We start from the raw sequence: 18,202 nt of genomic DNA on the forward strand, positions 1-18,202 counted from the left end.
GTGAACGCTCACGCGATTGTTCGAGCCCACTCGTTCACAAACGCTCACGGACGAACATGCGTTGACCGCATAGTCAGATCATCTTTATATTGGGCCGATGCGTGAACCCACCTTCTGGATCCTCACCGCTCTCGCCCCCGAGCCGCGCTACGGCTACGCGGTCATCCAGGAGGTCACCCGCCTCTCCGACGGCCGGATCACGCTGCAGGCGGGCACCCTCTACGCCGCCCTGGACCGCCTGGTCGCCCTCGGCCAGGTCGAGTTCGACCGGGAGGAGACGGTCGACGGCCGGCCGCGCCGCTACTACCGGCTCACGAGCGACGGCGCGGCCGCTCTCGACGCGGAGACCGAGCGGCTGCGCGCGAGCGTGGAGGCGGCCACCGCCCAACTGGCCGCCCGCCGCCGCTTCGGCCTGGGACCGGTGTCGTCATGAGCGACCGGCTGGCCCGGCGTTACGGCCGCTGGCTGCGCTTCTACCCGCCCGGCCCGCGACGCGCCGAGATGCTCGCGACGCTGCTGGAGTGCGCTCCGCCGCAGCGCTCCCGGCCGGCTCTCCGGGAGATCCTCAACCTAGTCCGGTACGGGCTACGCGCCCGCCTGGGTCACCCGGCGAGCACCGCGGTGGTGGTCCTGGCCGTCCTGGCCGCGCTCGCGTCCGGCCTGCTCGGTGCGGCCGCCGCCGCCCGAATCGGCTGGGCCAACGCCCCCGCGCTGCCGTCCGGCGCCGAGTCGCAGGCTCTGGGCCAGACCGTCTTCCCCGGTCAGCGGGTGTGGGGCGGTGGCGACGCGGAGCCGTTCCGGCTCAGTGGCGACGGTGAGCAGACCGTCTACGGCTACGCCGACTACTGGGTGAAGCACAACGGCCCCACCCGGGACGTGCGCGCCTATGCCGAGGGTGCCCGTGACCGGCTGGCCGCGGCCGGCTGGGACGTGCACGGCGAGGTCGTCTACGAGGTGGACCACGAGGCCGTGACCCCGAGCGACGGCGCCACGTTCTGGGCCTCCCGCGACGATCTGGTGCTCAGTTACTACGGAACGCTCTGGGGTGAGCGGGCGGCGTGGGACTCCGACGGCGCGCACAGTTTCGAGCTGACCCGGTCCGCCCCGGCCTGGCTGGACACGGTCGCCGCCGCCGGGGGAGTCGTCGGCGCGCTCGCCGGCTGGCTGTTCTTCGGGTGGGCGAGCCGCCGCAGCGAGGGCCACCCGCTGCGGACCGCGGTCGCCGGTGGTCTCGCCTGGACCGCGGTCGTCTGGACCCTGATGACCGCTCTGCTCGGCGGCATGTGGAACGTGCGACCCGACCGGCCCGCCGACGAGTTCGTGTGGCTCAGCCTGGGCTCGCTGACCGGCGCCTCGGGGGCGCTGATCCTGGCCATGGTGGTGACGGCGTTCGCGGTGGTCCGGATGCGCGCGGCCATCCCGGCGGCGGTGCTGGTGGCCGGGGCGGTCGTGCTGTCCGGCGGGCAGTCGGCGGCGTTCGCGGCGTGCACCCCGTCCGGGCCGCCCGACGACCTGCCGGCCGAGGTCGTCGCGCACAGCCGGGTGGCCCGGGTCTACGTCGCCCAGGACTCCACCGACGTGCAGCGCAACTACGCCGAGGCGGCGATCAACCGGGTCTGGGGTGCCGTGGCGTCGTCGTTCCACCACGACCCGGCCGAGGCGGCGTACCGCGACGCCTACTGTGACGGCGGGCGGCTCAAGGGCGACTCCGGGATGCGGGTCCCGTACTTCTGGGAGGTCAGCCTGAGCAGCCCGGGGGTGTATGCGGCGGTGGTCGACGAGGTGTCGCGGATGCCCGGCGTGGTCGCGGTGCGGCACGGGCGGGCGGTCTGACCGCCCGCCCGGCCCACCGGATCAGGCGGGGAGGCCGCCGACCTGGGTGTTCACCCATGCGCGGATCGACGGCAGGTCACCGTAGATCGACGGGGCGGTCGCGCAGGTGGAGCTGTTGTTCCCGGCCCGGCTGGTGACGCCGATCAGCGCCCACCGGCCGCTGACCAGCCGGACCTGCGGCCCGCCGGAGTCGCCGTAACAGGCGCCGGCGTTGCCGTTGGTGTTGTTGGTGCAGATCTCGTAGGCCGCGTCGATGCCGGAGCAGCGGCTGTCCGTGACGATCGAGGTGTCCAGCTGGTTGGCCACCACCGGGGTGGAGCCGCAGCCGCGGGTCGGGCAGGTCTGGCCCCACCCGATGATCCGGGTCGCGGTGCCGACGGCGCCGGAGGTGGTCGGGATCGGCGCCGGGGCGTAGGTCACCGAGGTGGCCAGCTCCAGCAGCTTGACGTCGATCCGGGAGTGGGTGACGGCCCGCCGGACCGAGACGACGACGCCGCCGCTGGACCGGTTGATGCTGCCGACCCGTACGGTGCTGGGGGTCGGGCAGTGTGCGGCGGTGACCGCCCAGTTCGCCTTGATCAGCGAACCGGTGCAGCCGGACACGTAGACCATGAACGAGTAGTTCTCGCTCGCGGTCACGCCGCCGACGACCTGGGTGGCGGGTCCGGGGTCGACGGGGGCTGCCTGGGCGGCGGCCGGCGCGAACATGCCGGCCATCGCGACGGCGGCGGCCAGGAGGATCCGGGCTGGGATGCGCATGTGTACGTCCCTTCGTGCCTTCGGGGGAACGGGCTGGTGCCCGCGGCCGAAGTTACAAGAAAGTGACGTTTATCGATACATCTCAGCCGGTGCCCCTGGCCGGCGTGATGATGCCCGGACTCAGCGGGGCCAGAGCGGGTCCTCGGCGTGCTCCTCGGCGTCGCGCAGCACCCTCAGTACGTTGCGGTTCGCGAGTCGCTCCAGGTCGGCGCCGGACCAGCCGCGGTCCCGCAGCTCGTCGAACAGCCGCGGGTAGGCGGACACGTCGGCCAGCCCGTCCGGCACCTCCGGCGTGCCGTCGAAATCCCCGCCGATGCCCACGTGGTCGACGCCGGCCACCTCCCGGGCGTGATCCACGTGGTCGGCCACCTGCGCCACCGTCGCCTGCGGCTTCGGGTGCGCGGCCAGCCACGGGCGGAACGCCGGCTCGGCCGCCCAGTCGTGCGGGACGGCCACCGGCACGTGCGCCGGCTCCTCGCCCGGCAGCGGGGCACGCGGCCAGTCCTCGCCGTACGGGGGCAGGCCCAGCCGTTCCCACTCGTCGTCGGCCGCCTGCATCCAGTCGCGCACCCGCGGCGACACGAAGAACGACACGAACGTCAACTGGATCACCCCGCCGTTGCCGGACAGCCGGGTCAGCACGTCGTCGGGCACGTTGCGCGGATGGTCGGTCACCGCCCGGGCGCCCGAGTGGCTGAAGATCACCGGGGCGACGGCCTCGTCCAGGGCCGCGTGCATGGTGGCGGTGGAGACGTGCGACAGGTCGACCAGCACTCCCAGGCGCTGCATCTCCCGTACCATCGCCCGCCCCTGATCGGTCAGGCCGCCGTGCGCCGCCGCCTGCGTCGCCGAATCCGCCCACCCGGTGTGGTGGTTGTGGGTGAGCGTGACATAACGGATGCCGAGACGCGCCAGGCAGCGCAGCACCGCCGGCGAGCTCGCGAGACAGTGCCCGCCCTCGACGCCGATCAGCGACGCGATCCGCCCGCCGGCCATCGCCCGCTCCACGTCCGCCGACGTGTAGGCCATCGCCAGGTCGTCGGGATACGCCGCGACCAGCCGGTGGACCAGGTCGATCTGCTCCAGCGTGCTCGTCACCGCCACCGGCTCCGGAAGGTCCGACGGCACGTAGACCGACCAGAACTGCCCGCCCACGCCACCCTTGCGCAGCCGGGGCAGATCGGTGTGCAGGCCCGGGACCGCAGACAGGTCGGGCACCGCCGACCCGTGCCACTCCCGCAGACGCATCGGCAGGTCGTTGTGGCCGTCGATGATCAAGTTCATCTCCTCTGGCTACCGGCCGCCGCCCGTCCGTGCAAGCAGATCCGCCCGTTCGGGGCTCGTTTCACCGCAACCGGGTGGCACCGGCACGGGCACTCGGCCTGCACCCGCCGACCTGGAATCTCTTTCCCATGCCCGGCCGACAACGAGCCGGACAAACTGGGGGAGTCACTGAATGCGCCTGGCCAAGCTGCCGAAGTTCCTGACAGCTCTGACCGCCGTTCTCGCCGGCGCCGGAGCCGCTCTGGCCCCGACCACCGCCGCCACCGCCGCCCCCGCGGCGAACTGCGTCACCGACGCGAAGCTCGTCCCGTCCTGCGGCGTCCTCTGGGGCGGCGCGGCCGGTGGATTCACCAGCACCCCGCGTGACCAGGCGCTGAAGACCTGGGAGAAGGCCAGCGGCCGTACCGCCAGCCTGTTCCACCAGTACCACAAGGGCGACGAGGCGTTCCCGACCAAGGCCGAGATCGCCATGACCAACGACCCGGCCAACCCGCGTGCCCTGCTGCTCAACTGGAAGATCGCCTACGGCTCGTCGTGGGCCAAGGTCGCCAAGGGCGAGCAGAACAAGCGGATCGACGCCTTCGCCGCGCGTGCCAAGGCGTACGGCAAGAAGTTCTTCCTGGTCCTCAACCACGAGCCGGAGAACGACGTCGTCGCGCGGAAGGGCTCCGGCTACGAGGCCAAGGACTTCGCGGCCATGTACCGGCACACCATCAAGCGCCTGCGCGCGCAGGGCGTGACCAACGTGGTCAACGTCGTGGCCTACATGGGCAACGAGAAGTGGATGGCGCAGTCCTGGTGGAAGGACCTCTACCCGGGCGACGACGTCGTGGACTGGATCGGCCTGGACTCCTACGTCTCGGTCGAGAAGGGCTACTACCACTTCGGTGACTTCGGTGACCTGCTGGACCGCAAGCCCAAGGGCGGTGGCCTCGGCTTCTACGACTGGGCCGTCACCAAGCACAAGAGCAAGCCGATCATGGTCGCCGAGTGGGGCGCCTACCACCGCGTCGGCCGCAACACCGACAAGTCCGCCGTCTACAACAGTGTCGTCGCCGAGCTGCGCAACCGCCCCGCGATCAAGGCCATCGTGCACTTCGACACCAAGAAGGACGACCAGGGCGACCGCGACATCAGCATCGACAGCACCCCGGCTTCGCTGGCCGCGTTCCGCAAGCTGGCCGCCAACCCGATCTTCAAGGTGAAGCTCGGCTGACGTACCACCGCAAACGAGAAGCGCCGTCCGGTTTCCCGCCGGGCGGCGCTTTTCGCTGTGCATTTCCTGTCCGGACACTTTGCGTTCGCCGGCCGCTGCTGCAATGCCGAGTCGGCTCCACGCTCACGAGGGACCAGGTAAGTGGCAGAACAGAACAGGCCCGTGCTCACGGCTCTCACCGGCCTGCGGGCGGTAGCGGCGATCGGTGTCGTCATCTCGCACAGTGGGGTGCCGGCGAGCCTGCCCGAGCCACTCGCCAAGATCGCCGGCTGGGGCCACATCGGCGTCCCGATGTTCTTCATGCTCTCCGGCGTGGTGCTCGCCTACAACTACGCCCACCTCGACGGATGGCAGGGCCGGCGTACCGTCCGGTTCTACCTGGCCCGGATCGCCCGGGTGATGCCCCTCTACTGGGTGGTCGTCGGCTACTGCGTGGCCATCCGCTGGATCGAGGGCCGCGACAACCCCGGCTGGGCCCTGCTGCAGAACCTGCTCGCCGTGCAGACCTGGAGCGGTGACCTCAAGGTGGCGATGGGCTACTACAACAGCCCCGGCTGGTCCATCGGCGTCGAGCTGTTCTTCTACCTGCTGTTCCCGTTCCTCATCCCGCTCGTCGCCGGGCTGGCCCGCCGTTTCGGCTGGCGCGGCCCGGTCCTGCTGATCCTCGTGATGACGCTGATCATCTTCACGCTGTGGGCCGCCTTCAACCTGACCGGCCACACCTCGATGCGGGCCGACAACCCGGCCTCCGCGCACCGCTGGCTCTACCGCAACCCGCTCTGCCACCTGCCGATGTTCGTCTGCGGCATGGCGGGCGCGTTCCTCATCCCGTACACGAGACACTGGAGCACCGGGCGCCACCACGCCATCCAGGCGTTCGTATTCGCCTACGTCTTCGGTCTGGCCGCCTTCCACCCGTCGGGTTCCGGCTGGAGCTCCGCCGCCTACGGCCTGTACTTCGCCGTCCCCTTCGCGCTCGCCATGATCAGCCTGGCCTCCGGTCACGGATGGCTGGCCCGCTTCCTGTCGACCACCCCGATGGTCCGCCTCGGCCTGGCCAGCTACGCGCTCTACATCACCCACCGCTGGATCCTCTTCGGCATGCCCACCAGCGACGTCATCAGGACGGGGCACGGCTGGGTCCCCTACGGCGCGCTGCTGGTCACCCTGGCCGTGCTGCTGCTGATCGCCGAGGGCGCCCATCAGTACATCGAGGAACCCGGCCGCCGCTGGCTGATCCGGATCACCTCCCGCTGGACCCGCGAACCCTCCGTCACCGTTCCCGGCCCGGTCCCGGTGCCCGCGCTGACGAAGACCTCTTAGCGGTACGGGACCGGCAGCCCCCGAACGCATCGGCCCCGTCCCGGACCACACCGCGAGGCCGCCGGCCCGTCCCGGCCGCCTCGCGGCCATCCGGGCCGTTGCCCGCCTCACCGCCCGGGCTGCTCCACGATCCTGCTGCTCACGGTCGTGGTCGTCAGCTCGCCGAGCGCCGTTCGGAACTCGATACGCGGTTTACGGCAGGAGTCGATCGGGACACCGGGCCGGACCCAGCGCCCCTCCCGGTCGAGCAGAGCGAGCCACGGCACCAGGTGGAACTCCTCGGTACAGGCCTGCGCGGTGGCCGCCTCGTCGGGCAGGCGCAGAGCCGTGACCAGAGCGCCGACGTCCTCCGCGCGGAGCTCCTCGGCGATCGTCTCGGTCCCGCCGCCGGCCCGTTCCCGGAGCTCGACCCGGCAGACGACCGCGGCGACCGGCTGGAAGGCGTCATCGAGAACCGGCAGCCCGTACGCCTCCAGCGTCGACTCGTTCGGGTCGCCGGCCGGCGGACACGACTCCCACCGGGCGTGGACCTCCGGCGCCACCGGCCCGGGCCCTGCCGGTTCCACCTCGGCGCGGGCGCAACCACCTGCGATAACAGTGAGCAGAACGGCGACGGTGGTGGTGACTCGTGCGTGCATGGGGTGGCTCCTCCCGGTCGGCAGGGCCTGAGACGTGACGGTGCTCCGGACGGTTCCTTCGTCGGGAAATACGGTGCTCCGGACGGTTCCTTCATCGGGGAATACGGTGCTCCGGACGGTTCCTTCGTCGGGGAATACGGTCGACGCTGCCACGAGCGCGCCCTTATGGTGCGGCAATGGCAAGACCCGAGATCTACGTCAGCACCGACGTCGAGACCGACGGACCGATCCCCGGCCCGCACTCGATGCTGAGTTTCGCCTCCGCGGCCTTCACCGCCGACAAGACGCTGCTGGGCACCTTCACCGCCAACCTGACCACGCTGCCCGGAGCCGAGGGCCACCCCGACACGATGGCCTGGTGGGCGACCCAGCCCCGGGCGTGGGAGGCGAGCCGGACCGGCCAGCAGGACCCGGCGGAGGCGATGACCGCCTACCGCACCTGGCTGGAGGGCCTGCCCGGCCGTCCGGTCTTCGTCGGCTACCCGGCGGCCTTCGACTTCATGTTCGTCCACTGGTATTTGATCCGCTTCACCGGCGCGAGCCCGTTCTCCCACTCGGCGCTGGACATGAAGTCCTACGCGATGGCACTGCTGGGCACCGACTTCCGGTCGACGGTGAAGCGGACCATGCCACGGTCCTGGTTCGACCGGTCACCGCACAGCCACGTCGCCCTCGACGACGCCCTGGAGCAGGGCACTCTCTTCTGCTCGATGCTCGCGGCGGCGCGTCAGTAGGAGAACGGGTCGTAGCCGGTGTTGTTGCAGGTCCGGCGCTGGGCGATGCAGTTGCGGACGCGCTGGTTCATGGCGTCGGCGTCCCACATCAGGAACGCGTCACCGTGCATCGACGAGGCGCTCCTCCCGTCCGGGTCGGAGGAGAGGTAGTAGCCGGCCTTCGAGCCCTTCGCGCCGTAGGCGATGTCGAAGGTCAGCGCCGGGATGCGGACCGGGTGGGCGGCCGGGCAGCCCTTGTCGGTGCCGAACGCGACGTGGTCCTTGTGGTTGGGGCTGTCCAGGTGCCTGCCGTCCCAGCAGTCCGGGAACTGCAGCATGAAATGCAGGCTCGCCGGTTCGCCGCAGATCGGCCAGTTGCCGTTGTCGCTGCGGGCGTAGCCGTCGATGTCACCGGGACCGTAGAAGGCGCAGTAGAACTGCCCCTGCGTGCCCCGCGGTGTCGGCACCTTCTTCTTCGCGTCACCGGCGATCATTCGCAGCCCGTTGGGAATGGGCACGATGCCGGTCGAATTGTTTCGCAGCGAACGGTAGTAGACGCGGAATCCCGACGTCTCGACCGGCTTTTTCGACGCCGCCTCGTAGAGGGTCGGCACCCAGTAGGCGGAATGGTCGACGGCCGGTTTGCAGGTGGTCGCGGTGAACTTCATCAGGTCGGCCGCGGTGGTGCCGGCGTCGACCGCCTTGTTGCCGACGAACGAGTGCATGTGTGAGGCGCCCGGCAGCCCCGGCGCGACGATCGGGTCGTCGGGCTTGCGGTGGCTGTACGTGCAGTCGGCCCGGAACTCCGGCAGGTTGCCCGCGTTGCCCGGCGGGTCGGCCTCGGTGCGCTCGTAATCGGCCAGCTGCTTGCCCCAGGCGGCCTGGTCGACGGGGAGCCAGCCGCCCTTGGCCACGGCCTGGACCGCGGGTTTCCCGGAGGTGGTGGCGCTCGCCGAGACCGCAGCGGACGCCGCGGACCGGGAACCGGACGGTGTCACGCCGGCGGCCGGGGTTCCGGCACCGCTCGCGGCCGGGGCGTCCGGCGGCAGGACGGCACCCACGTTCCGCGACGGCTGTCCGGCGTCGGTGGTCTCGCCGGACCGGGTCACCCACACGGCCACCCCGGCGATCAGGGCGACGGCGGCGCCGACGGCGACGACGGCCAGGCCACGCGGACGGCGGGCATGGCGGCCGGCGCCGGGTTCGGGGAACGGGGATGACGACACGGGTGACTCCCTGACATGACATGCGCGGCTGGGTGACCGGACCGATCGGCCGCCGAAATGCTAGGCATCCGTCGCGGGCGCCGGACAGGCACTTAAAACAAAGCAAAGAAAAGACCGTCCATTGGTACGTGATTCGCCGGCCCGTGACAGGAAAGTGTTATCGGGTTCGTTTCCGTGCGTCCCCGGAGTGCCGGCCCCGCTCCGACGTAATGAGGATCACTCGTAGCCGTACCAAATGTCGGTTTTGGGGTGGCTCATGAATTTACTGTTACCTATAAGCTCTTGCGGTTCGTCCACAGCATCACGGGGAGCTACGCAATGTTTTCTCGCAAGGTGACCGCCGCGGCACTGGCCGTCGGCGCCGGGCTCGCATCGCTGGCGCTGGGCTCGCCGGCCCACGCCGAGGAGGCCCAGCCGGACATCCGGACGTCGCTCGCGTTCAGCCGGGACATCGCGGCCGTCGGTGACGCGCTGACCCTCACGGTCACCGTGACCAACGACGGCGACGCCGCCGCGACCGACGTGGCGATCCGGCGGGAGTTCGACGAGGAGCTGACCTGGACGTCGCCCGCTCTCATCGGCGGCCCGAAGTTCGACCTGGCGCCGGGTGAGTCCAAGGTGCTGACCCGCGACGGCGTCGTCCCCCAGCCCGCGCTCGCCAACGGCTCCGTCCAGGTTCTGTATTACTTCGCCGGCGCCAACGGCGACAAGAACACCGGTAACAACATCGCCTACCGCAGCATCCGGGTTCCGGGGCAGCTCGGCGACTACACGGTCAAAGCCGTCGACGCGAAGAGCGGTGCCCCGGTCGCCGGGCTCGGTGTCACGCTCACCGAGCGGACCAACACCCCCGACCCGATCGTGCTGCGGGCCACCAGCTCCGCCGCGGGCCGGGCCGAGTTCAAGGCCGTGCAGGTCGGGCGCTACAAGTCGGCCCTCACCGCCCCGGCGGGATGGGACATCGTCGAGCGCGGCTACTCCGAGTTCTCCATCAGCGCGAAGCCGGGCGACTTCACGGTGAAGCTCGAGCGCAACGGCGAGCCGACCGCGGCCCCCTCGGCGACGGTGTCGGCGTCAGCCGGCGCCTCGGCCTCCGCGTCCGCCGCGGCACCCAGCCCGTCGGCTTCCTCGGACGCGCCCGGCGGTGAGGGCGGCGGCCTGCCGATCACCGGCTCCAACGGCACCCTGATCGCCGGCGCCGGCATCGGCCTGCTGATCGCCGGTGGCGTGATCTTCCTGGTGGCGCGTCAGCGCCGCACCCGCTTCACGTCGTAGGGCCCCAGGCGGACCGCGGTCGTCACGGGAGGTAGGTCTCGGCCACTCCCGTGACGACGCCGTCCCTGGTGGTGATCTCGGCCAGCCCGTCGGTCCCGAGTCGCTCGGCGAGCTTCTCCGCGACGATCGTGCAGGTCCCGACCGTGACCGGGTCGCCCGCGCAGCGCTCCGGGTCGTCGAAGACGCTGGTCAGTTTCGGGGTGGCCGACATCGGCAGGGTCACGACCATGCGGCTGTCCTCGGTCACCCACGCCTGCTCGCACGGCGCGTCCGGCGACGGCTCCAGGCCGAAGGTCTTGCAGTACTCGTCGCCGGTCATGAACAGCACCGGCTCCACCACGATCGACCGTGACTTCGGGTAGTAGCCGCGAACCTTCACCGTCGACCGGGTGTCTCCGGTCCGGACGTCGGTGAAGACCGGCATCGACGGGTCGGCGGGTTCGACGTAGTCCTCGATCGGCCGGATCTCCGCCTGCGTGACGACCGCGCTGACCGTGACCTCGTCGTCGCGCGCGTCGTCGACCGGGCCGACACCGAACGCGACAGTGCCCGCCAGCAGGCTCGGATCGGTCAGTGACGCGTCGAGCACGGACTCGCCGTCGACGGTCACCGACGCCTCCTCGTCCGACAGTGTCAGCACGACGGCCCGGCGCAGGCGGGGTGCGAACAGGTCGGACTCGACCTCGCCGAGCGTCGTCGTCTGCACGGCGCCCTGATGCCGGATCCGGATGATCCGCGGACACAGGTCCAGCCAGTAGGAACTGTCGCCCACCGTCCGGAACTGGACCTCCGCGCACGACTTGTCGGTGTGAACGGCGACGTCGGCGGAGATCGCCTGGTCACCGGCGAACGTCCCGGCCGGGCCCGGGCACATCGTCGCGTAACTCGGAGTCGTGATCAGCAGGCCGTCCTTGAACGAACAGCGGCCACCGAACTCGTCGGTGACCGCCCTCCACTGCCCGCGCCGGTCGAGAGCGTCCACCACCCACGGACCGCGGACCTTGCCGGGGACCGGCATCGACGTCTGCGTCACCGTGTCCGTGAACGACTCGGACTCGACGTCGTCGTCGAGCGCGCCGATGTACAGGCCGGCGGCAGCCATGACGGCGGTGGCGACCGCGGTGGCGACGACGGTCTTCCGCCGTCGCCTCTTCGGGGGCACGGGCCGTCCCACCGGGCGTTTGCCGGCGCCGGACTCGTGCCGCCCGGACTGCTGAGCGGCCTCGGCGACCTGCCGCAGCCGCGGGTCGAGCGCCGGGGGCCGCCGGATCGCGTCCGGGTCGGTGTTCTGCGCCAGCAGCAGATTGAGCAGCTCGTGGGCGGTCGGGCGGTCCTCCGGATCCTTCGACAGGGCGAGCGCGACCAGGTCGGCGAGCGGGCCCGACAGGCCGGTCAGGTCCGGTGGCTGGGTCAGGATGCGGGCCGCGGTGGCGACCGGCGAGTCGGCGCGGAACGGGGTACGGCCGGTCCCGGCGTAGGCGATGACGGCACCCCAGGCGAACACGTCGGCGGCCGGGGTGATGTCGCGGTGCACGCCGTCGAACCGTTCCGGCGCCATGTAGGCGACCGTGCCCACCATCTGGTCGGGGTGGGTGTGCTGGCTGGTCACCTCCAGCGCTCGGGCGATCCCGAAGTCGATGACCTTGGGGGAGCCCAGCGCGAACAGCACGTTGCGCGGCTTGAGGTCACGGTGGATCACGCCGGCGCCGTGGATCGCGGTCAGTGCCGTCGCCACCCCGACGGCCACGCCGTGCAGGCGGCTGTCGGCCAGCGGACCCTCACGGGTCACCACCTCGTCCAGGCTCGGGCCGTCGACGTACTCCACCACCAGGTACGGGGTGCGGTGCTCGGGGTCGGCGTCGAGGACCGCGGCGGTGCAGAACGGGGGGACCTGACGGGCGCGTTTGACCTCACTGCGGAACCTGCCCCGGAACTCCTCCTCGTGGGCGTACTCCGGCTTGATGATCTTGATAGCGACCAGGGAGTCGTTGCTGTGCCGGGATTCCCTGCGGCGACCGAGGAAGACCGATCCCATGCCGCCCTCGCCGAGCCGGGCCAGCAACTCGTATCCGCCCAGTTCGTGCGGGTCGCCGGGGCGCAGTGGGCTCTTCATCGGTCAACCCATCGACAGATTTCGGCAAGGACCGACATACAGTACGCAGTCCGCCGGGTCCCGTCATGCCGCGGGTCGATCAGATGCACCCTCGCCCTGACGTGCCGAGATACCCGGAAATGGCGGTGGGGTAGCGGCGGCGCAGCCTTGAATAGGGGGAATACGGCTTCAAAGGTGGGAAAATGAATCGAACACGTGTGGCGGCAATCGTCGCTCTGACCACCGTCGGCGCGTTCTCGTCGTCGACGATCGGTGCAAGTCCGGCGTCGGCTGCTGTTGTCGCAGCAACTCCAACCGCAGGCCTCGCACCGCGCTCGGCTTTCGCGCCAGCGGCGTCCCTCGCGTCGTTCACTTCGCGCGGGCCGCGCTCGGCTTTCGCGCCAGCGGCGTCCCCTTCTCCGGTGTCCTTGGTTTCGCCGGCGTCTGTTCTCGCGTTGGCCTCTTCTCTCGCGCCGGCCGTTGATCCGGCTTGGGAGAGTGTGGTCGTATCCGGTACCGGGGACGTCTTCGGTGAGCCCGACACGCTCACCGCGGACTTCGCCGTCGAGACCACCGCCTCCACTGTCGGTGCGGCCCTCGATCAGGCCGTCACCGCGGCCACCCGGATGCGCGACGCTCTCATCCGGGCCGGGGTCGCGCGAGCCGACCTCCAGACGGCGAACGTCAGCGTCAATTCGACCCAGGACGACAACGGGAAACTCACCGGGTACACCGTCAATCAGGGACTCACCGCCACCATCCGGGACCTGGGCAAGGCTGGGACGCTGATGGGCGCGGCGATCAAGGCGGGTGGTGACGCGGCCCGGCTGAACGGGGTGTCGTTCGCGGTCGAGAACAGCGCGGCCCTGCTCGCCGAGGCGCGGAAGAAGGCGTTCGCCGACGCCCGCAGCAAGGCCGAACTGTACGCCCGCGAATCGGCCCGCCCTCTCGGCCGGGTAGTCAAGATCAATGAGGCGGATACCGGCTGGTCAGGACCCGGGCAGCGCGACAAGATGACCGCCGCGATGGCAGCGATGGACTCCGCCGCCCCGATCGAACCGGGTCGCCAGCGCCTGTCGGTCACCGTGACCGTGGAGTGGATCCTCGGCTCTGCCTCCACCCGCTGACCGCGGAGTCCGGCCTTCACCTGCTGACCGTGGAGTCCGGCCTTCACCTGCTGGCCGTGGAGTCCGGCCTTCACCTGCTGGCCGTGGAGTCCGGCCTTCACCTGCTGGCCGTGGGGTCCGGCCTTCACCTGCTGGCCGTGGGGTCCGGCCTTCACCTGCTGGCCGTGGGGTCCGGCCTTCACCTGCTGGCCGTGGGGTCCGGCCTTCACCTGCTGGCCGTGGAGTCCGGTGTCCATCTACTGGCCGCCGGGGTCCGGCCCTTTCTGCCGCTGTGCCGGGTGCCTCGACTCTGTCGTGCGTTACGGGTCTCGACTGTTCGTGCGCCTGTGTGGCCGTACCCCCGGTGGGCCTTCGCCTTGGGGTGTTTTCCGGGCCGGCGCTCGGTGTGGTGCGGTGACCGTAGGCTGGGGTGCCCGAGAACCGGAGGCGAGCATGGGTTTGTCAGGCGGGAACTGCCCCGACTGCGGCCGTCGCGTCAGCGAGCCGTTCGAGAAGACGGTCACCGGTCGTGAGGTCTGCCCGGATTGTGCGAACGCCCTGTTCATGGGCTCGGCGGCCGGGGCGGTGACGCAGGACGCGGGAGCCGGCGCCGGTGTCTGGGCGATGCTGATGCGAAAGGTCCGCCGCTCCGGCTGAACCCGCCACATATCGACCGCTGGCGATTTCACCGATGCTCGTTCACATCTATTGCACTGACGATGCAGAAACCCCCGAACTCCCTTGGAGGTTTCATGCGCCGTCTCGTCGTCCTCCTCATCGCCGTGCTGGCCGCGCTCGCCCTGAGCCCGGCCCTCCCGGCGGCCGCCGCCCCCGGCACCCCGGTGATCTTCGTTCACGGTTACACCGGCAGCGCTTCCAACTGGACCACCGCGATGTCGGTGTTCCGGGCCGGAGGCTATTCGAGCAGCGAACTCTTCGCCTACGAGTACAACTCCTACGGCAACAACATCACCAACGCGCAGGGCCTGGCCAGTTACGTCAGCCAGGTCCGCTCCCGCACCGGCGCGTCCCAGGTCGACATCGTCAACCACTCGATGGGCGGCCTGGTCAGCCAGTGGTATCTCAAGCAGCTGGGCGGCGCCCAGTACGTCCGGCACCTGGCCTCGATCGCCGGCGCCAACCACGGCACCACCTACGCCGGGGCCTGCCTGGTCTTCGTGACCTGCCAGCAGATGTATCCGGGTTCGTCGTTCGTCAACACCCTGAGCGCCGGCGACGAAACCCCCGGCAGCACTCGTTACGCCACGTGGTACTCCCCGTGTGACGGCATCATCATCCCCTACACCAGCACCATGCTGAGCGGCGCGACCAACAACTACGTGGCGTGCCAGACACACCTCGGCTACCTCACCGACACCATCACACTCGCCCAGATCAGGTCCTTCCTGAACACCTGATTCCACCTCGTCTCCCACCGAACACTGTGGTCCACCACCACCCATCACCTCGGGCGGTCGGCGGTCGGCCGCACCCGGCCGACGCGGTGATCGTGGGGTCGACCTTGGCATGACGGCCGTGCGGCTGTTCGGTCGTGCGGCTGTTCGGTCGTGCGGCTGTTCGGTCGTGCGGCTGTTCGGTCGTGCGGCCGTCCGGGGGTGCGGCCGTCATGGCGTCGTCAGCAGCGTGTGAAGTCGCCGAGCCTCGACCGCGAGCCGGGCCGAGCCCCGCCGCTTCGCGACGGCCGCCAGACCGGCGATCTCACCGCGTGCGCCAGTCACATGTGCCACCTCGGTGGCGAGTGCCAGGAGGTCGGGCAGACCCCGTGGCGCCTTCGGCAGCAGCAGAGACAGGGCGGCCTCCAGCACCTCCCAGACCGCGACGGTGGCGCCCGCCCGATGAGCCGCCGTCAGCGCCGCCGTCACCCGGCTCACCTTCACCGGGCCCTCGGGTTCGCACAGCCGCCCGACCTCGGTACCGACCGCCCCGGCCACGGCAGGCGGCGCTGGGATCTCGTCGGCGGCGCCCTGTCGATGGCGGGATGTCAGGGCCAGGAAAGCGTCGACGGCGGCGACGCGATCCGTCTCGTGCCGGGCGCTCAGGCCATAGGCCAGGGCGATCGCTGTGGCCGGGCCGGGCGGGCCGTCACCATCGGCGAGCAGCGGCAACAGATGTCCGCTGCCGGCTCCGCGAGCGTCCGGTTCGGCGAGGCCGGCCAGATCCGGCAGTGCCCAGGCAGCCACGGCCTCCCGATGATGCGGCAGCACCATCGCCAGCACGTCGCCGTCCCGCCCCGGACCCGAACGCAGCCACATCAGCACCCTCGGATGCGTCAACTCGAACAGTTGGGCCGCCATCCGGAGGCCACCGGTGCCGTTCGGCCGCATGTCGGCCAGGACCCGGCGCTTGCGGTGGCCGCCGTCGCTTGCCGGTCCGGAAGCCGGGTTGCCGTGGGCTGGCCCGGAAGCCGGATCGGTACTGGCCGGTTCGGTACTGGCCGGTTCGGAGGCCGGTTCGGTACTGGCCGGTTCGGAGGCCGGTTCGGTACTGGCCGGTTCGGAAGCCGATGCGTCCTGACTGGTGGAGGGCTCCGCCGGCGCCGGCTGCCGGAGCGACATGCCCACCACGTTGTCGAAGGTGATCCCGGTGGCGGGCGCGGTCTCCTGCACGATCCGGACCGTCACGGGATCCGGCAGGCCACCGCCGGCCAGCCATGCGGAGAACGACCGGCCCGCAGGCGAGGTCAGCAGCGCGGCCTGTCGGACGACGGCGTCATCCACCCGGCGGGGCAGGCGTAGCAGGGCCTGTTCCAGATCGAGCGGCCACGGCTCCCGGCCCTCCGCTTCGAACCGGGTGATCCGTTCAAGCAGGACCGCGGCCTCGACAGTGCCGTTGACGTGGGTCGGTGTCGCCAGCAGCATCGGCACGGGGGATTCCACGAACATCAGGGCCGCCTCGGCGATCCGCGCTGCCAGGACGCCCTCCGGTGTCGCGGCCAGCGCCGAGTCGGGCCCGCCGCGCTGTCCGGTCTCCCAGGCGTGGTGGACCGCCGCGACCATCCGTTTCCACACCGGTCCCGGATCGTCCGGATCCCGGAGCCGGCGGATCATCACCCCGAGAAACACTGTCCGGCGTTGTGCAGCCCAGAGTTGCTCCTCGAACAGCCAGGGTTCCCGCTCCAGCAGCGGCGCGAGAAGCACGGCCAGTTCCGGACCGCGCCCGGAGGCCGTCAACGCGACCAGCCCCGCGAGCACCCGCTCCCACCGCACCGCCGTCTCCGTGACCAGCAGCGATGTCACTTCGGACGCGAGCTTCACCGGATGTGCTACCGCCGCCGGCATGCTCCGCGCCACCACGACGGCCGGACGCTCAGCCACTGTGGCGAGGCCCCCTGGCTGGTGGATCGGTACACGGCCGGGCTCGGGGAAGCCGAGCAGAGCGGCCGCCTGCTCGGCCAGGTCACCGCTGAGCAGGTCGACCGCCGCGGCGAGCCGTTCCTCACTCCATTGAGACGGGGACGGACGGTTCGGTCCGGCGAGGTCGGGTGGAGATGCGGTGGAGCGGTCCGTGCCGGGCCGGGGTGTGATGGATCGATGGAGCCTGGCGACCAGATCGAGTGCTCGTTGCTGGATCTCGGAGGACGGGTTTCCGAACGCGGCGGCGAGCGACGGAAGGATTTCGCTCACCCGTTCGGGAGTTCTCGCCGCGACCTTGGACAGCCAGCTCAACTGTGCCTTGACCAGTATCTTCTCCGGGCGCGCCAGCGTGACCTCGCTGGTTTCGAGCAGCACCGACAGGTCCAGGCGCCCGGCGTCGTCGAGTGCACGAAGCGCTCGCTGGGCCATCCCGGCGACGGTCGACGGCCCGGCGGACAGCATCCGGGTGTAACCGGGACGGTGAGCGGCGACCTCGTCGACGGCAGGCGCCAACGCGTTGTGCAGCAGCACGAACGGTCGGAGGGCGGCGGGCCGGCCCCCACGTTCGAGGCGGCCGACGGTGGCGTCGAGAACTCCGGCCCGGTCGAGCCGGCCGTCGGCGACGAGACGGGGGATCACTGCCGGGAACCACGGCGCCCGTTCCCACCGGCCGGTATCGGGATCCCAGAAGTCGGCCGCCGCATCCCTGCCCAGCCCGTCGATCTCGAAGAACGCGGGTAGCAGACGGTCCAGGAACGGATCCGTGGCCAGCCGGGAAGCGAGGGGCACACTCTCCGAACCCGGCAACCCCGGTCGCGACAGCTGCCGGATCCAGCCCCGGACGAACGCCTCCGTGGCCGGTGGTTCGGCGCTCGCCGCCAGCAGCACGGTGGCCGCGAGACTCCAGTCCTCGGAACGGGGGTCACGGGTGGGCAGTCGCCGGGCGAGACGGGTGCCGACGTCGCCCAGCCACGACGGCTCCCGAAGCCCGGCGGCTTCCCGAACCCGCACCAGGTAGGAGTGGTTCGACGTCCGGGCCGAGAGCTTTCCGAGCAGTGTCGCGGCCTTGGCGGCGGACCGCACGCAGCCGACGACCGCGATCGCATATCCGGGCGCCGGGTTGACCTGCGCGCGACCGGTTCCGCCGATGGCAGTCGGCCACCACGTGTCCGGCCCGGCCGTGAGGATCGCCGTCTCGGCCCGCTCGCCGACGGTCACCCGATCGGCTGCCGTGGCCGCCCGGAGCACCGTGACGATGCCGTCCAGATCACCGTCACGGGCGAGCCGATCGACGGTCTCCCAGGTGATCCCGTTCATGATGCGCTCCACGTTCGTCTTGCCGGCCCGCGCTTTTGGCTGGCCG

At 70.7% G+C, this 18,202-nt stretch carries 15 protein-coding genes; 9 read left to right on the plus strand and 6 right to left on the minus strand.

Annotation, left to right across the window (positions count from 1 at the left end):
- Positions 1 to 97: 97 nt before the first annotated feature.
- A complete protein-coding gene (locus tag ACFO0C_RS41495; RefSeq protein ID WP_378072326.1) occupies positions 98 to 433 on the plus strand; it encodes a PadR family transcriptional regulator in 336 nt (111 codons plus the stop codon).
- Positions 430 to 1,833, plus strand: coding sequence for a hypothetical protein (locus ACFO0C_RS41500; RefSeq protein ID WP_378072327.1), 1,404 nt, complete (start codon positions 430 to 432; stop codon positions 1,831 to 1,833). The genes ACFO0C_RS41495 and ACFO0C_RS41500 overlap by 4 nt, the downstream gene beginning before the upstream one ends.
- A gap of 21 nt (positions 1,834 to 1,854) precedes the next feature.
- Here the strand turns inward: ACFO0C_RS41500 and ACFO0C_RS41505 are convergent, their stop codons facing one another.
- Positions 1,855 to 2,592: a S1 family peptidase gene (locus tag ACFO0C_RS41505; RefSeq protein ID WP_378072328.1), complete on the minus strand. Its 738-nt coding sequence runs from the start codon at positions 2,590 to 2,592 to the stop codon at positions 1,855 to 1,857.
- Positions 2,593 to 2,712: 120 nt separating this feature from the next.
- Positions 2,713 to 3,876, minus strand: coding sequence for a dipeptidase (locus ACFO0C_RS41510; RefSeq protein WP_378072329.1), 1,164 nt, complete (start codon positions 3,874 to 3,876; stop codon positions 2,713 to 2,715).
- 172 nt (positions 3,877 to 4,048) lie between these two features.
- On the opposite strand from ACFO0C_RS41510, the gene ACFO0C_RS41515 reads away from it, so the two are divergent.
- Both ACFO0C_RS41515 and ACFO0C_RS41520 read left to right on the plus strand, forming a co-directional pair.
- Entirely contained in the window at positions 4,049 to 5,092 is a 1,044-nt protein-coding gene (locus ACFO0C_RS41515) for a glycoside hydrolase family 26 protein (RefSeq protein WP_378072331.1), read from the plus strand.
- A gap of 162 nt (positions 5,093 to 5,254) precedes the next feature.
- Positions 5,255 to 6,415, plus strand: coding sequence for an acyltransferase family protein (locus ACFO0C_RS41520; protein ID WP_378072332.1), 1,161 nt, complete (start codon positions 5,255 to 5,257; stop codon positions 6,413 to 6,415).
- A 107-nt stretch (positions 6,416 to 6,522) separates the two neighbouring features.
- Here the strand turns inward: ACFO0C_RS41520 and ACFO0C_RS41525 are convergent, their stop codons facing one another.
- On the minus strand, positions 6,523 to 7,053 hold the full coding sequence (locus tag ACFO0C_RS41525) for a hypothetical protein (protein WP_378072333.1): 531 nt from the start codon (positions 7,051 to 7,053) through the stop codon (positions 6,523 to 6,525).
- Positions 7,054 to 7,229: 176 nt separating this feature from the next.
- On the opposite strand from ACFO0C_RS41525, the gene ACFO0C_RS41530 reads away from it, so the two are divergent.
- Complete coding sequence (locus ACFO0C_RS41530; RefSeq protein ID WP_378072334.1) at positions 7,230 to 7,787, plus strand: exonuclease; 558 nt, start codon at positions 7,230 to 7,232, stop codon at positions 7,785 to 7,787.
- Here the strand turns inward: ACFO0C_RS41530 and ACFO0C_RS41535 are convergent.
- Entirely contained in the window at positions 7,781 to 8,992 is a 1,212-nt protein-coding gene (locus ACFO0C_RS41535) for a DUF1996 domain-containing protein (RefSeq protein ID WP_378072335.1), read from the minus strand. The two genes, ACFO0C_RS41530 and ACFO0C_RS41535, sit on opposite strands and share 7 nt — an antisense overlap.
- A gap of 318 nt (positions 8,993 to 9,310) precedes the next feature.
- Between ACFO0C_RS41535 and ACFO0C_RS41540 the strand changes: the two genes are divergently transcribed.
- Positions 9,311 to 10,267, plus strand: a complete 957-nt coding sequence (locus tag ACFO0C_RS41540) for a DUF7507 domain-containing protein (protein ID WP_378072336.1) — start codon at positions 9,311 to 9,313, stop codon at positions 10,265 to 10,267.
- A 22-nt stretch (positions 10,268 to 10,289) separates the two neighbouring features.
- On the opposite strand, the gene ACFO0C_RS41545 is transcribed toward ACFO0C_RS41540, so the two are convergent.
- Complete coding sequence (locus ACFO0C_RS41545) at positions 10,290 to 12,380, minus strand: serine/threonine protein kinase (protein WP_378072337.1); 2,091 nt, start codon at positions 12,378 to 12,380, stop codon at positions 10,290 to 10,292.
- Positions 12,381 to 12,859: 479 nt separating this feature from the next.
- Here ACFO0C_RS41545 and ACFO0C_RS41550 point away from each other — a divergent pair, with 479 nt between their 5' ends.
- From ACFO0C_RS41550 to ACFO0C_RS41560, 3 genes are all read left to right on the plus strand, one after another.
- Positions 12,860 to 13,486, plus strand: coding sequence for an SIMPL domain-containing protein (locus ACFO0C_RS41550; protein WP_378072338.1), 627 nt, complete (start codon positions 12,860 to 12,862; stop codon positions 13,484 to 13,486).
- Positions 13,487 to 13,918: 432 nt separating this feature from the next.
- Positions 13,919 to 14,122 (plus strand): hypothetical protein, encoded by a 204-nt coding sequence (locus ACFO0C_RS41555; RefSeq protein WP_378072339.1) that lies wholly within the window; start codon positions 13,919 to 13,921, stop codon positions 14,120 to 14,122.
- 95 nt (positions 14,123 to 14,217) lie between these two features.
- Positions 14,218 to 14,883 carry an esterase/lipase family protein gene (locus ACFO0C_RS41560; RefSeq protein WP_378072340.1) on the plus strand — a complete coding sequence of 222 codons (666 nt, stop codon included), beginning with the start codon at positions 14,218 to 14,220 and terminating at the stop codon, positions 14,881 to 14,883.
- A 207-nt stretch (positions 14,884 to 15,090) separates the two neighbouring features.
- On the opposite strand, the gene ACFO0C_RS41565 is transcribed toward ACFO0C_RS41560, so the two are convergent.
- A complete protein-coding gene (locus ACFO0C_RS41565) occupies positions 15,091 to 18,156 on the minus strand; it encodes a DUF7824 domain-containing protein (protein ID WP_378072341.1) in 3,066 nt (1,021 codons plus the stop codon).
- Between the last annotated feature and the right edge of the window lie 46 nt (positions 18,157 to 18,202).

The sequence above is a fragment of the Actinoplanes subglobosus genome, from assembly GCF_042650585.1.
Classification (GTDB): domain Bacteria; phylum Actinomycetota; class Actinomycetes; order Mycobacteriales; family Micromonosporaceae; genus Actinoplanes; species Actinoplanes subglobosus.

Excerpts from the sequence above, each read along its gene's own strand:
- ACFO0C_RS41500 (WP_378072327.1), top strand. The coding sequence starts at position 430 with ATGAGCGACCGGCTGGCCCGGCGTTACGGCCGCTGGCTGCGCTTCTAC.
- ACFO0C_RS41540 (WP_378072336.1), top strand. The coding sequence starts at position 9,311 with ATGTTTTCTCGCAAGGTGACCGCCGCGGCACTGGCCGTCGGCGCCGGG.
- ACFO0C_RS41495 (WP_378072326.1), top strand. The coding sequence starts at position 98 with ATGCGTGAACCCACCTTCTGGATCCTCACCGCTCTCGCCCCCGAGCCG.
- ACFO0C_RS41530 (WP_378072334.1), top strand. The coding sequence starts at position 7,230 with ATGGCAAGACCCGAGATCTACGTCAGCACCGACGTCGAGACCGACGGA.
- ACFO0C_RS41505 (WP_378072328.1), bottom strand. The coding sequence starts at position 2,592 with ATGCGCATCCCAGCCCGGATCCTCCTGGCCGCCGCCGTCGCGATGGCC.
- ACFO0C_RS41545 (WP_378072337.1), bottom strand. The coding sequence starts at position 12,380 with ATGAAGAGCCCACTGCGCCCCGGCGACCCGCACGAACTGGGCGGATAC.
- ACFO0C_RS41515 (WP_378072331.1), top strand. The coding sequence starts at position 4,049 with ATGCGCCTGGCCAAGCTGCCGAAGTTCCTGACAGCTCTGACCGCCGTT.
- ACFO0C_RS41525 (WP_378072333.1), bottom strand. The coding sequence starts at position 7,053 with ATGCACGCACGAGTCACCACCACCGTCGCCGTTCTGCTCACTGTTATC.
- ACFO0C_RS41555 (WP_378072339.1), top strand. The coding sequence starts at position 13,919 with ATGGGTTTGTCAGGCGGGAACTGCCCCGACTGCGGCCGTCGCGTCAGC.
- ACFO0C_RS41510 (WP_378072329.1), bottom strand. The coding sequence starts at position 3,876 with ATGAACTTGATCATCGACGGCCACAACGACCTGCCGATGCGTCTGCGG.
- ACFO0C_RS41565 (WP_378072341.1), bottom strand. The coding sequence starts at position 18,156 with ATGAACGGGATCACCTGGGAGACCGTCGATCGGCTCGCCCGTGACGGT.
- ACFO0C_RS41560 (WP_378072340.1), top strand. The coding sequence starts at position 14,218 with ATGCGCCGTCTCGTCGTCCTCCTCATCGCCGTGCTGGCCGCGCTCGCC.